This is a genomic window from Streptomyces asiaticus (assembly GCF_018138715.1).
Classification (GTDB): Bacteria; Actinomycetota; Actinomycetes; order Streptomycetales; family Streptomycetaceae; genus Streptomyces; species Streptomyces asiaticus.
On sequence record NZ_JAGSHX010000006.1, the window covers coordinates 7,543,567 to 7,557,036 of the forward strand.

Here is a 13,470-nt window from a genome sequence, read left to right on the forward strand (position 1 = left end):
GCCGGCAGACGGGGCACTCCCAGAGTCCCCACATCATTGGCCACTGCGCCTGTACTTGGATTCTGCCGATGTGGTGCCTCATCGAGGCGGTGTCACCGTGATGAGTTCGGTCATGGCGTCGGTGCCGGCGAGCACGCCGCGGGATTCGGCTTCTGCCCACGTGAAGATGCCGTTCGACATGGTGCTGCGCTCCTGGGCGGCGCGCAGCGCGTAGACCTCGGCGCGGGCGGTGTGTACGGCGCGATCATCGGGCGCCGCGTCGCCAGCGAACTGGGCGAGGTGGCACGCCAGGCGGTGGGATCCCGCCTGGGCCAGTTCGAGCGCCCGGCCGGCCAGGACCTGGGCGCCGCCGCTCAGGGCCGCGAGTTCGGTCGCGAGCGCCTCGTCCGTGGCCGGCTTGAGGTGGGCGGGGTTGCCGTCGTACCAGCCGCCGAATTGGCGCCAGACGTTGCGGACGATGAACTCCGGCTCGTCGTAGAGCGGTTGCAGGTAGTGCAGGGTGGCAAGGTCGCCCGGCACCCGCACCCGGTGCAGGGTCTCGGCCAGAGTTGCGCCGTCGTTGAGGCAGGCAAGCGTCTGATCGACGAGGGTCTCCAGGTAGCGCGCGGTGTTCTGGAGGGCCTCGCGTACGTGGTCGGCGCCGACGACCGGGATGCCGTGGCTGCCGAGCAGCATCTCAGCGCCGAGGGAGGCCATCCAGCGCAGGGCGGCGGCCCAGTCGACCGGGTAGCGCTGCACCTTCTGCGGGTTGCCGGCGTTCGGGGCGACGCCGAGGAACAGGTCGCCGGGGAGGAGGATCTTCCGGTCGGGGAGCCAGCCGACCACGTGGTCGTCGGTCTCGCCGCGGTGGTGGGTGAGTTCGAGCCGCAGGCCGCCGGTCTCGATGACGTGGGTGTCGGCGAAGGTGACGTCCGGCTGCCTGAACTCGGTCGGCCAGACCAGGTCCGGGCGGCGGAACTGGCGGCGGTTGATGACCGTGTTGTAGCCCTGCGTATCGGCGTATCGCCTGAAGCGTGCGAGAACGTTCTCGTGCGCGACCACTTCCGGACGCGGCAGTCCGCGGGCCTCTGCATCCGAATCGAAGTGCTCCAGGCCCCCGACGTGGTCGAGGTGGCCGTGGGAGTAGACCGCGTGCGTGAGCGGGCCGGAGTGCCAGGCCGTGACCTGCTGGTGCAGCCCCTCGGCGAGCAGCTTGGCGCCGGTGTCGAAGAGCACGAGGCCGTGGGTGTGCCGGAGGGCGAAGGCGTGCCCGAAGCCGGGCACCATCAGTACCCCGTCGGCGACCTCCTCGGCTTTGGTCATGGTGGGTTCGACGAGGGAGGTCGGCTCGCGCTTGCCGGTCCACATCTCGGCGGCCAGGTGGAGGATCGAAGTGGTCACGACGGGTCCTTTCGGTGCGGTGCGGGAAGTCCGGGAAGCGCGGCGGTGGTCGCGCCCTGGTCCAGTGGAGCGTTCGAGGGCGCGGAGTGGGGCCGTACTGCGCGGCGGACGACCACAACGGTGAAGATGGCCATCGCCAGCAGCGTCGGCTTGGAGAACAGCGCGCTGAGCAGTGTGAGCCCGACGAGCGAGTCGATCGCGTACAAATAGCCGAGCGGTACGAGGTGGCTGGCCCACAGCAGGGCCCAGACCGCGGTCAGACGGCGATGGCGTATGCGGGCGGCCGGGTCGCCGGCCGTGCGCGTCGGCTCGACCCCGGCCTTGCGGCATACCGGCTCGGTGATCGGGCGACCTAACAGTAGCGAGCCGGCGCACACCAGTAGGCCGACACCGTTGACGATGAATTCGGGGAAGTAGAAGGCGCGCCCCTCACCGAAGCCGATGGCGCTCAGGCCGTGGAAGGCCACGATCGCCGTGGCCACCGTGACGACGGCCAGGGAGTCGCCGCGCCGGCGGCGGATGACCGCGATCACCAGCGCGACCACAAGCGCGACGACCGCTCCCCACTCCGGCCCGCGGCGGGACTCGGTGATCAGGAAGACCGCGGGTGCGGAGACTCCGTCGATGACGTGCCGCGCGATGTCGGCCGCGCGGCGCGGCGGGGCGGGAATCGGTGGGCGTTGTGTGGTGCCCGCGTCGTGATCGGTCATCGGGAGCCCGCTCTCGTGTGGACGATGCTTGATGTCTGCCTCATTAATGGTTGACACATCAGGGCTGATAAATCAATCATCTAGTGGAGATCAGGTCCGACGGACGGAGCCAACACATGACCACCACCGTGACGCTGACCGGTACCGGCGTCCCTTTCCCCAGCGCTGAGCGGGCCGGTCCCGGAGTGCTGGTGAGTCACGACGACGTCCACCTCCAGATCGATGCCGGCCGCTCGACGCTGATGCGGTTGACCCAGGCCGGGATCAGCCCGCACCAGCTGTCCGCGCTGCTGCTCACGCACCTGCACAGCGACCACGTCAGCGACGTCGCCGACCTGGCGCACACCCGGTGGGTGCAGGACCACATGCACGGCACCGGCCCGCTCCCGGTGGTCGCGGTCGACGGACACGCGCCCGGGTTCGTACGCCGGGTGCTGGCGGCGAACGCCTACGACGTGGACATACGGGTTCAGCACGTGCAGGACGGCCCGCCCGAGGTGATCGGCCACTGGTTCGCGCTCCCGCACACCCCGGCCGAAGTGTGGCGCAGCCCCTGCGGCCGGGTGTGCGTCGAGGCCGTCCGGGTGCGGCACGAGCCGGTTGAGCAGGCTGTCGGCTACCGGATCACCACCCCGGAGGGGGTGGTCGTCGTATCCGGCGATACGCGGGTCTGCGAAGAGGTCGCGGCGCTGTCCGCCGGCGCCGACATCCTGGTCCACGAGGCGTGCCGGAGCTCGGCGCTGGCCGAGTTCGTCAGGGGCACGCGCTTCGAGACGATCTTCAGCTACCACGCCGACACCGTCGCGCTGGGCGCAATGGCCAAGCGCCTCGGCGTGCCGCACCTGGTGCTGACCCACCTGATCCCCGAACCGGCCTCGCCCGGGCAGGCGGCCGAGTTCGAGGACGAGGTGCGCCAAGGCGGTTACGAGGGACATGTGTCGGTCGGCCACGACCTGCTGTCGGTCACGCTCGAGCAGGGAGTCCGCTGATGGGGGAGATCGAAATACCGGCCGGGACCGCGCCCGGCCCGGTCGACGTCGACGTCCACGACGGCCTGCACAGCGAGCTCGGCGCCCTGCGCGGCGAGCACCCGGGCCGCGCCCGCAACCCGGTGATCAAGGTGGTGGAGCTCGGCTGGCTGGAGTTCGTCAAGCCCGACCTCGACCGCGCCGAGCACTTCGCCCGCGACTTCGGCTTCGTCGTCCACGACCGCACCCCGGACCGGCTCAGCCTGCGCGGCACCTGGTCGGCGCTGCCGTGCCTGGTGATCCGCCGCGGTCGGCACGCCCGCTTCGTCGGGCCCACGTTCGTCGCCGAGTCGACCACCGACGTGCGGCGGCTGGCCCGCTGGGCCGGCGCCAACGCGCTCCCGCTCGGCAGCGGCCAGGCCGTCCAGCTCACCGATCCGAGTGGCTTCCCGGTGCGGGTCGCAGCCGGCCTGGACCGCCTGTCGGCACTGCCCGAGCGTGACCCGCTCGACTTCAATTTCGGTACGAAGCCGATCCGGCTGGGCACCACCCAGCGGCCCCCGCGAGGCGCGGCGGAGGTGCAGCGGCTCGGGCATGTCGTACTGGAGACGCCGCGGTTCAGGAACGCGCTGGAGTGGTACCTCGAAGCCCTCGGCCTGATCGTCAGTGACTTCCTGTACCTGGACGAACTCCGCGACCGCGGGCCCACGATGGCCTTTCTGCGCTGCGACCTCGGCCCGGTGCCGGCCGATCACCACACCCTCGCGATGCACCTCGGGCCGCGCGCGGGCTACGTGCATTCGGCCTACCAGGTCACCGACCTCGACGCCGTGGCGGCGGGCGGCGCGTACCTCGCCGACCAGGGCTACCACCGCGTGTGGGGCATCGGCCGGCACATCCAGGGCAGCCAGATCTTCGACTACTGGCACGACCCGGACCGGATGATGCTCGAGCACTACGCCGACGGGGATCTCTTCGACAGCTCCCTCGAACCCGGCTGGGCGCCGATGAGCGCCAGCGGCCTTTCCCAGTGGGGCCCGCCCGTATCCCGCGACTTCCTGGGGAGCAAACCCACTCCCGGCATGGTCACCGCCCTGCTCAAGGCGCTGGGCGACAAGACCAACGACATCGACAAAGACGTCCTGAAGGCACTGGCGAAAGCGATGGCGGCATAAGCATGAGTACGAACGTGGCACGCACGGAAGACGGCTGGTGGGTCGAGAACGATGGTCGGCTGACCCGGATCCGGACCGCAGCAACTACCACCCGCGAACTCCTCGCCGACCGGTCCGCGATCGACAAGGCCGCCGGCGCATCCGACCCCGAGGGTCCTCTGCTCGTAAACACTGGCCTGCTTTCACCGGTCACCACCCCTGCCCGGGTGGTCGCCCAGATGGTCAATTACCGCAGCCATGCGCACGACTCGGGTTTCGACCCGGACGCGGTGCCACCGGCGTTCTTCCGTAAAGCGTCGGGCTCGGTCTGCGGGCCCACGGACGACATCCGCTGCCCCGACCACGTCGGATTCCTCGACTACGAAGTGGAGTTGGGCCTCGTGATCGGCCGCCGGATCGAGGTCGGTTCGGCGGTGGCCGAGGACGACCTCGCCGAGGTGGTCGCGGGCATCGTCATCACCAACGACGTCAGCGCTCGCGACATCCAACTGACCCGCACTTAGTTCTACGAGTCCAAGTCATACCCGACCTTCACCCCGGTCGGCCCGTTCCTCACCCTGCTCGACGGGGCCGAGCTCAGCGCCCTCGAACGGCTGCGGCTCACCCTGAGTGTCAACGGCGAGGTGCGCCAGAACAGCACCGTCGCCGACATGATCGTCAAGCCCGCGCGCGCACTTACGTTGCTCGCCCGCTTCCAGGCGCTCGACCCCGGCGATCTGCTGCTCACCGGCACACCCGGCGGTACCGCCCTGAAGGCTCCGCGCCCGCTGGTCGAGAAGATCGGTGCCCTGCTGCCCCCAGCGGTGAAGTGGAGGGCGTTCTTCAAGCGGCAGGCCGGCGCCCCGCACTACCTCAAGGACGGCGACGTCGTCGCCACCACCATCACCGACCCCGTACGCGGCATCGACCTCGGCCGGCAGAGCAACATCGTGCGCAAGCATGTGCGGGCCGCGCTGTGATGCCGGCCGAACTGCCCCCGCTGTCATCAGCGGACGACCTCCGCGCCATCGAGCAGGTCCCGCTGGCCGAGCGCGACCTCGCGCTCACCACGTACGAGCTGCTCAGCCGTGCCGCGCAGCGATGGCACGACGAACCGTGCTCGCTGTGGATCCCGGACGCGGCCGCGTTCGAGGACAACGTGGCAGTGACGTACGGGGAGTTGCATGCCCGCGTGCGCAGGATCGCGCATGGACTGCATCGGCTGGGTGTCGGCCGCGAGGACGCGGTCACGCTGGCGGCGCCCAACTGCAGTGACCTCCTCGCCGCGACCCTGGCGGCGCAGGCCGTCGGGATCGCAGCGCCCGTCAACGCCGCGCTCGACGTGCGTCACCTCACGCACATCGTGCGCCTGACCGGCTCCCGCGTGCTGGTCACCGCCGGTCCCGAACTCGACGAGGCGTTGTGGAAACGGCTCTTGGACTCTGCCGGCGCCCTCGGGATCGAGGTTCTCGTCGCGCTCTCGCCCGACGGCGGCGAGAAGGGCACGGCGGCCGCGCTGGAGGCGCGCCCGGGGCTTCGCACCGTATGGCTCGACGACCTGGTGGAGGGCGCACCGCCCGCTCCTGCCGGACTCCCGAGCGCACCGCCGGCGCCCGATGACCTGGCCGCCTTCTTCCACACCGGCGGCACCACCGGCATGCCCAAGGTGGCCGCCCACACCCACCGCAATCAGGCGGTGATGGCATGGAGCGTCGCGCTCGCGGGCGGTGCGGGCACTGGCCAGAGCATCGTCGCCGGCCTGCCGCTCTTCCACGTCAACGCCCTTCTGGTGACCGCCCTGGCGCCGATGGTGACCGGCGCCCGGCCGATCTGGCCGAGCCCGCTCGGCTATCGCGACCCGAATCTTTACGCTGCGTTCTGGCGGCTCGTCGAGCACTACCGGCCCCGCGCCATGTCCGCGGTGCCGACTGTCTACGCCTATCTGTCGGCCATGCCGGTCGACGCCGACATCAGCTCGCTGGAGCTGCCCGTCGTCGGCGCCGCTCCGCTGCCCGACAGCGTGCGGCGTGCCTTCGTCGAGGCTACGGGCCTTGAGTTGCACGAGGGTTACGGCCTCACCGAGGGCACATGCGCGACGTCAGCGACCCTGCCCGGAGATGTCCGCCCGGGGTCGGTAGGGCAGCGACTGCCCTACCAGGAGGTGGTGGCGGCGGACGTCGACCGGACGAGCGGCCGGGTACGGGCGCTGTCCGCGGGTGAAGTCGGCGAGCTGCTGATCAGTGGCCCGACTGTGTTCGCGGGCTATCTGCGGCGCGACGGCGACCGCAGATCGGTGGATGACAGTGGCGTCGTCGTCGATGGCTGGTTGCGCACGGGTGATCTGGGCTTCGTACGCAACGAGCGGATCCATCTGCGCGGTCGGCAGAAGGACCTGATCATCCGTGGCGGGCACAACATCGACCCCGCTGTGATCGAGGACGTCCTGCTCGACCACCCCGCCGTGACCGCGGCCGGCGCCGTCGGCCGACCCGACCGCACGTCGGGCGAAATCCCCGTCGTCTTCGTCACGCTCACCACGTCGGAGGTCACCGTGGAGGAGCTGTCGGACTGGGCGGCGCGGCACATCGGCGAACCGGCCGCCCGGCCGAAATCGATCACGGTGCTCGACGCGATCCCGCTCACCGAGATCGGGAAGCCGTTCAAGCCCGCGCTGCGCGAGGCGGCGGCGGCCCAGCACTTCCGTCACGAGCTCGCCGAGCACGGCATCGACGACGTCAGGGTGCGTGCCGACCATGAAGGCGGCCGCCTGGTCGTGTTCCTGTCCGGCGACGCGGCCGTCCGGGCCGCCGCGGCGCTCAAGGGCTACGACGTGGCGTTCCGTACCGATGCCGAGGAGGCGGACCAGTGACGTCCACCGGACCCTGGGACGTGATCGTGATCGGTGCCGGACCGACCGGTCTGTCGGCGGCGACCCTGCTGGGGCAATGTGGCCTGCGCGTCACCGTCGTCGAGCGGCACCGCGAGGTGTACCCGCTGCCGCGGGGTGTCCATCTCGATGACGAGGTTTACCGGATCCTCCACCAGATGGGCGTCGGCGAGGAGTTCGCTTCCCACACCCGTCCTGCGGCGGGCCTGCGGCTGGTCGACGAACGTCACCGCGTGCTGGCCACTTTCACTCGCCATGGGGTGACGGCAGCGGGCCTTCCGCCGGCCAACATGTTCGACCAGCCCGACCTCGAGCGCCTGCTGCGCGACAATCTCAAAGGCCTCCCCGAGGTGTCGGTGCTCGGCGGCCATGAGCTGCGACGTCTCGATACCGCGGAAGCCGGATCGGTGACCGCGCACGTACGCGGCCCGGACGGTACGACGGTCAACCTGAGCGCGCCCTACGTGATTGCCTGCGACGGCGCCAACAGCACAGTCCGCGCCCAGTTGGAGATCGACAGCGACGACCTCGGCTTCGACCAGCGCTGGCTGGTCGTCGACGTCCGCTGCACGCTTGACCTCGACGCTTGGGACGGAGTGCACCAGGTGTGCGACACCCGCCGGGCCAGCACGTACATGCGGGTCGGAGAGGACCGCTACCGCTGGGAGTTCCAGCTGCTCGACGGCGAGACCGCCGGCGGCTTCGCGGGCATCCCGGCGCTGCGCCCGCTCATCGAACCCTGGGTCCGTGGCATTCCGGACGACCAGCTGGAGCTGGTGCGGTGCGCGGAGTACACCTTCCGTGCCCGAGTCGCACGGCACTGGCGGGCCGGCCGGGTCTTTCTCGCCGGCGACGCCGCCCACGTCACGCCGCCGTTCATCGGCCAGGGCCTGTGCGCCGGCCTGCGCGACGCGCACAACCTCGCGTGGAAGCTGGCCGCGGTTCTGGGCTGCCGCGCCGCGCCGGAGCTCCTGGACTCCTACGAAGCCGAGCGCCGCCCGCACGCGACCACGATGATCAAACGGGCGAAGGCCATGGGGCAGTTGATGACCGGCGGCGGCCGGGCCGCGTCCCTGATACGCCGCCGCCTCGTCCCCGCCCTGGCACGTTCCCAGACAATCAGGCGGAAGCTGCTGAACAGCCGCACTCCGGCACTCACGCCTGGACACCGCGTACAGCGCCACCCCCCGCGCACCGTACGCGGTGCGCTCCTCCCGCTCGTCCGCCTGCGCGGACCGGACGGCGAACCCGTACTGGTCGACCGGCTGCTCGGTGACCGCACCGCCGTCGTCGCCCTGCCCGGCACCGACCTGGCGGCCGTCCCCGACGCCCTGCCGTCGGCCTGGCTGACCGTCGACCCGGAGGGCAGCGAGGGCGAGCGCCTCCTCGCTCGCTGGCTGCGGGACGCCGGCGTCGAATGGGTCAGCGTCGACCCCGACCGCGTGGTCAGGGCCGCCGGGCGAACGAGGCTGCCGCGGTGAGTGACGGCGTGGCCCGCACCCTCCGAGCCGCGGACGGGCGTGGCGGTTCCGGAAGCCGGACGAGCGGGATGGGGGACGGCCCCGATACGATCCTGACCATGTCGGAACGGCCGCCAACACGCGTGGAGCGACGCAAGCTGCGCACCCGCACAGCTCTGATCGAAGCCGCGCAGGAGATCTACGCCCGGCGCGGAGACTTCGACGTCAGCATCCAGCAGATCACCGAGGCGGCCGACGTCGGCTTCGGGACCTTCTACAACCACTTCTCCTCCAAGGCCGAGCTGCTCGACACGGCCATCGGCCAAGCTCTCGAGGCGCACGCCGCCTGGCTGGAGGACCTGCTCGCCGACGTCGACGACCCGGCCGTGGTCTTCGCGACGTCCATGCGGCTGACCGGCCGGCTGGTACGCACCCGCCCCCGGCTGGCGAAGGTGATGATGAACAGCAGGGGTGCGCTGCTCAACGCGCCGTTCGGCCACGCGGCACACGCCCGCAGCGACATCGAGGCGGCGATGGCCGCCGGGCGGTTCGTGATCGAGGATGTGGATGTCGCCCTTGCCTGCACGGCCGGATGTCTGATCGCCACCATGCACCTGTGCACCGGCGCACCGCCGGACACGGTCGACTCCATCGCCGACCAGGCCGTGCGGAACGTGCTGCGGATGTTTGGTATGAACGATGCCGATGTGACCGAGATCGTGTCTCTGCCGCTCCCCACCGACGAGCCGCAGGACCCGTCGCTCTGACGTCGGCGATCACGCACCGAAGCGCGGCCGAACTGCCGGTAGCGGTCGGCCCACCGCTGGGCCGTCGTCGGCGAGACCTGGAAGCGTTCCGCGGCCCGGCGCAAGGGCCAGCCGTCGTCTACCACTCAGCGGGCCAGCCGCAGACGGCCTGTCTCAGTCAGGGGTGCATTACGGTGTGGCACGAGGGCCGCCGGCTCGCGTGCCGGGGTGGCTCCCATCCCGACGGAGGCGCTTCTCGACGCGGCCGCCGAGCTGCTCGACGAGGGCGGCCCTGACGCGGTAACCCTGCGGGATGTGGGCGCACGGGCCGGTGTGAGCCGCGGCGCCCCCTACGGGCACTTCGCCGACAAGGAGTGCCTGCTTGGCGCCGTCGCCGCAGAAGGCTGGGAGCGTTTCAGCGACGAGATCGCAGCCCTGCGCGGCACCCCGTCCGGCAGGCTCCGGGGCGCCCTCACCGCGCTCGTCTCCATCGGCCGCCGCCACCCTCACCTCTACCGGCAGATGTTCGGCCCCCCCCGTTATCTTTTTCGCGGTCCTGCAAGAGGGCCGCTGGCCTCCGGGCCCGGCATGACTGTTCCCCCCTGTCGAAGAGATGACCTGGGGGGTGGTGTCACCGGGTCCGAGAGGTGCCGTTGGAGACGCTGATGAGAGGTCCGACTACCGCCTGGCCTGGCGCAATGCCCGGCTGTTTGCGGGCGGCAGGTCTGCATAACGTGGATGCGCGCACACGGCGCCGATGCCCTGGCCAGCACCGCACGAACCCCGTTCGGGAGGATGGGTTGGATGACATCGACGACGTGGGCGTCTTCCTCGGCCTGGACGTCGGCAAGAGCGCCCATCACGGGCACGGCCTCACCCCGGCCGGCAAGAAGGTCCTCGACAAGCCCCTGCCCAACAGCGAACCGAAGCTGCGGGCCGTCTTCGACAAGCTGGCCGCGAAGTTCGGCACCGTCCTGGTCATCGTGGACCAGCCCGCCTCCATCGGAGCCCTGCCCCTGACGGTCGCCCGGGACGCCGGCTGCAAGGTCGCCTACCTGCCCGGACTCTCGATGCGGCGGATCGCCGACCTCTACCCGGGCGAGGCGAAGACCGACGCGAAGGACGCCGCGGTGATCGCGGACGCCGCCCGGACGATGCCACACACCCTGCGCTCGCTGGAACTGACCGACGAGATCACCGCCGAACTGACCGTGCTGGTGGGCTTCGACCAGGACCTCGCGGCCGAGGCCACCCGCACCTCCAACCGCATACGTGGTCTGCTCACCCAGTTCCACCCCAGCCTGGAGCGGGTCCTCGGCCCGCGCCTGGACCATCAGGCTGTGACCTGGCTGCTGGAACGCTACGGATCCCCGGCCGCCCTGCGGAAGGCCGGCCAGCACAGGCTGACTGAGGTGATTCGGCCCAAGGCCCCACGCATGGCCACCCGGCTGATCGACGAGATCTTCGACGCACTCGACGAACAGACCGTCGTGGTCCCCGGGACCGGCACCCTCGACGTCGTGATCCCGTCGCTGGCCCGCTCGCTCGCGGCCGTCCACGAACAGCGACGCGGCCTGGAAACACAGATCGGGCAGCTGCTGGAGGCTCACCCTCTTTCCCGGGTCCTGACCTCGATGCCGGGGGTCGCGGTCAGGACCGCAGCCACCTTGCTGGTCACCGTCGGCGACGGCACCAGCTTCCCCACCGCCGCCCACCTCGCCTCCTACGCCGGACTTGCCCCTACCACCAAGTCGTCCGGGACCTCGATCCACGGCGAACACGCTCCCAGAGGCGGCAACCGCCAGCTCAAACGCGCGATGTTCCTCTCCGCGTTCGCCGCCCTGCACGATCCCGCCTCCCGCACCTACTACGACCGCTGCCGGGCCCGGGGAAAGACCCACACACAAGCTCTTCTCCGCCTGGCCCGTCACCGCATCAGCGTGCTGTTCGCGATGCTCCGCGACGGCACCTTCTACGAACCCCGCACCCCCCGCCTCGCTTGACGAAAGACATAGGTGCGCCGTGAAGCGTGTGCTGTTCGAGTGGCGGTGAAAGGACGCCACCGCCGTCCTGTCGCAGCAGGGCGGTTGAAGCTGAGGGCAGCCCGACCCGGGAGGTGCCGGGGAGGGTGGCAAGCGGCCCTGACAAAGCCGGGACGTATCAGCACTGCCAGATGGTGCGGGTCCGGCAAGCGAGACGGAAAGGAGTACGCGAGGAACCGGCGTTGACGCCTCCTTACTCGTCACCAGCTCGAACCTGGCGGATCTGGGCTGGATGCGGTGCGTCCCTGTCTCCATGGAGATGGGGAACTTCCCGGGCGGTTGCTATGTGTCGTTCGGGGAGGCCACGGCGAAGTGCTGCGGGGTAGTCGTGGTGATGCCGCGGGGGTATAGCCGGGCTCCTACTCCGTCGATCGAACAGCATGTGAACACGGGAACCGTTCCGGCCCTGACCTGCAACAACGCATCCAGCGAGGATGCAGGCTTGGCCCACCGTCGGCCGAACGGGCCGGGACGGGGCGGAGCCGCCGTAGTACTCCGCGCCGGGGAGAGCCCGGCACATGGGGAAGGGCGGCAGCGGAATCGAGAAGGGAAGGAGGCTGCAATGCCGAAAGAAGCGCCGCTGAACAGTGGTGCACCGGAGACCCCGGTGGGGTCTCACCAGCGGGTATCGGGGATGCAGGCCAAACTTCACCGTTGGGCGGCGGCCGATCACGGTCGCAGGTTCGACGATCTGTTCAACCTCGTGTGCGACCCAGCGACGCTGCTCGTGGCGTTCGAACGGGTCGCGGGAAACAAAGGGGCCAAAACGCCCGGAGTGGACGGCCTCACCGCCGTCAACGTCGAGCACGAGATTGGCCCTCACGGGTTCCTGGAGGATCTTCGACACGTACTTAAATCGGGTGAGTTCCGCCCGCTGCCGGTACGCGAACGCAAGATCCCCAAGCTCGGCGGCAGCGGGAAGGTGCGCAAGCTCGGCGTCCCGACCATCGCCGACCGGGTGGTCCAGGCGGCCCTCAAGCTGGTGCTGGAGCCGATTTACGAGGCCGACTTCAAGCCGGTCTCCTACGGCTTCCGGCCCCTGCGGCGGGCACATGACGCGATCGCCGAGATCCACTTCTACGGCACCCACGGCTACCGCTGGGTCCTGGACGCGGACATCGAGGCGTGCTTCGACTCGATCGACCACACGGCCCTGATGGACCGGGTGCGAGGACGAGTCAAGGACAAGCGCGTGCTGCGGCTGGTCAAGGCGTTCCTCAAGGCCGGCGTCCTCACCGAGGACAACAACCGCGAGGACACCCTCACTGGCACCCCTCAGGGCGGCATCCTCTCCCCGCTCCTGGCGAACATCGCCCTGTCGGCGCTCGACGAGCACCTGACCAGGCCATGGGAACCGGACGGGGAGATGGCCACCAGCCACCTGCGCAGGCGTCGCCGCGCAACCGGACGTCCGAACTGGCGAATCGTCCGCTACGCGGACGATTTCGTCGTACTGACCGACGGTGAACGCGACGACGTCGAAACGCTACGCGAGGACATCGCCGAAGTGCTGCAACCACTCGGCCTTCGCCTCTCCGAGGCCAAGACTCGGGTGGTGCACATGTCGGACGGGTTCGACTTCCTTGGGTTCCGCATCCAGTGGCGCCGCAAGCGAGGAACGGACAAGTGGCACGTCTACACCTTCATCGCTGATCGGCCCATCCGGCAGCTGAAGGACAAGATCCGTGCTCTGACGAACAGAACGTCGCAGCAGAACCCCAGGGACGTGCTGATCAGGCTCAACCAGATCATGCGCGGCTGGGCCAACTACTTCAAGCACGCGGTCTGCAAAGCCACCCTGAGCTCCCTGGCCAGCTTCACATGGCACCGGGTGATCAGCTGGTGGATGGCGCTGCACCGCTGGAAGTGGAAGGAAGTCCGCCGACGCCTCACCGACCACACCGGACGGTGGCAAAGGCCCTCGGCTGATGGGATCGAACTGTTCGACCTCCAGGCGGTGACGGTCACCCGCTACCGCTACAGAGGCAACAGGATCCCCAACCCCTGGACACGTCTCAACCACGCCTGAACGGCAGAGTCTGTGGAGAGCCCGGTACTCGGAGACGGGTACGCCGGGTTCGGCGAGCGGCACGGAGAAACGGACCGGTGGCAACACCGGCACC

Annotated in this window: 10 protein-coding genes and 2 pseudogenes; 9 read left to right on the plus strand and 3 right to left on the minus strand. The window is 69.8% G+C overall.

Features of this window, described 5'->3' with window-relative positions:
• Nucleotides 1-78: 78 nt before the first annotated feature.
• Nucleotides 79-1,380 carry an alkyl sulfatase dimerization domain-containing protein gene (locus KHP12_RS39975; RefSeq protein ID WP_211834261.1) on the minus strand — a complete coding sequence of 434 codons (1,302 nt, stop codon included), beginning with the start codon at nucleotides 1,378-1,380 and terminating at the stop codon, nucleotides 79-81.
• Nucleotides 1,377-2,090: a DUF3159 domain-containing protein gene (locus KHP12_RS39980; RefSeq protein WP_086884206.1), complete on the minus strand. Its 714-nt coding sequence runs from the start codon at nucleotides 2,088-2,090 to the stop codon at nucleotides 1,377-1,379. Before KHP12_RS39980 ends, KHP12_RS39975 begins: the two co-directional genes overlap by 4 nt.
• Nucleotides 2,091-2,206: 116 nt before the next feature.
• On the opposite strand from KHP12_RS39980, the gene KHP12_RS39985 reads away from it, so the two are divergent.
• The 6 genes and pseudogenes from KHP12_RS39985 to KHP12_RS40010 all read left to right on the plus strand — a co-directional run bounded on the left by KHP12_RS39985 (nucleotide 2,207) and on the right by KHP12_RS40010 (nucleotide 9,326).
• A complete protein-coding gene (locus KHP12_RS39985; protein ID WP_086884205.1) occupies nucleotides 2,207-3,079 on the plus strand; it encodes an MBL fold metallo-hydrolase in 873 nt (290 codons plus the stop codon).
• Complete coding sequence (locus KHP12_RS39990; protein WP_086884204.1) at nucleotides 3,079-4,233, plus strand: VOC family protein; 1,155 nt, start codon at nucleotides 3,079-3,081, stop codon at nucleotides 4,231-4,233. Before KHP12_RS39985 ends, KHP12_RS39990 begins: the two co-directional genes overlap by 1 nt.
• Before the next feature lie 2 nt (nucleotides 4,234-4,235).
• Nucleotides 4,236-5,192: pseudogene (locus KHP12_RS39995) on the plus strand (fumarylacetoacetate hydrolase family protein).
• The gene (locus tag KHP12_RS40000) at nucleotides 5,192-7,081 is read left to right on the plus strand and encodes an acyl-CoA synthetase (protein ID WP_086884208.1); all 1,890 of its coding nucleotides are present in this window, start codon (nucleotides 5,192-5,194) and stop codon (nucleotides 7,079-7,081) included. The pseudogene KHP12_RS39995 and the gene KHP12_RS40000 overlap by 1 nt, the downstream one beginning before the upstream one ends.
• On the plus strand, nucleotides 7,078-8,580 hold the full coding sequence (mhpA, locus tag KHP12_RS40005) for a bifunctional 3-(3-hydroxy-phenyl)propionate/3-hydroxycinnamic acid hydroxylase MhpA (RefSeq protein WP_086884202.1): 1,503 nt from the start codon (nucleotides 7,078-7,080) through the stop codon (nucleotides 8,578-8,580). The genes KHP12_RS40000 and mhpA overlap by 4 nt, the downstream gene beginning before the upstream one ends.
• A 98-nt stretch (nucleotides 8,581-8,678) precedes the next feature.
• Complete coding sequence (locus KHP12_RS40010; protein WP_211834262.1) at nucleotides 8,679-9,326, plus strand: TetR/AcrR family transcriptional regulator; 648 nt, start codon at nucleotides 8,679-8,681, stop codon at nucleotides 9,324-9,326.
• A gap of 5 nt (nucleotides 9,327-9,331) precedes the next feature.
• Here the strand turns inward: KHP12_RS40010 and KHP12_RS40015 are convergent.
• Nucleotides 9,332-9,451 (minus strand): annotated as a pseudogene (locus KHP12_RS40015) (helix-turn-helix domain-containing protein); the annotation flags it as partial.
• Nucleotides 9,452-9,533: 82 nt separating this feature from the next.
• On the opposite strand from KHP12_RS40015, the gene KHP12_RS40020 reads away from it, so the two are divergent.
• From KHP12_RS40020 to ltrA, 3 genes are all read left to right on the plus strand, one after another.
• Nucleotides 9,534-9,971: a TetR/AcrR family transcriptional regulator gene (locus KHP12_RS40020; RefSeq protein WP_086884200.1), complete on the plus strand. Its 438-nt coding sequence runs from the start codon at nucleotides 9,534-9,536 to the stop codon at nucleotides 9,969-9,971.
• Nucleotides 9,972-10,105: 134 nt separating this feature from the next.
• The gene (locus KHP12_RS40025) at nucleotides 10,106-11,308 is read left to right on the plus strand and encodes an IS110 family RNA-guided transposase (RefSeq protein WP_211834263.1); all 1,203 of its coding nucleotides are present in this window, start codon (nucleotides 10,106-10,108) and stop codon (nucleotides 11,306-11,308) included.
• A 601-nt stretch (nucleotides 11,309-11,909) separates the two neighbouring features.
• Nucleotides 11,910-13,376: a group II intron reverse transcriptase/maturase gene (gene ltrA / locus KHP12_RS40030; protein ID WP_210609088.1), complete on the plus strand. Its 1,467-nt coding sequence runs from the start codon at nucleotides 11,910-11,912 to the stop codon at nucleotides 13,374-13,376.
• Nucleotides 13,377-13,470 lie beyond the last annotated feature (94 nt).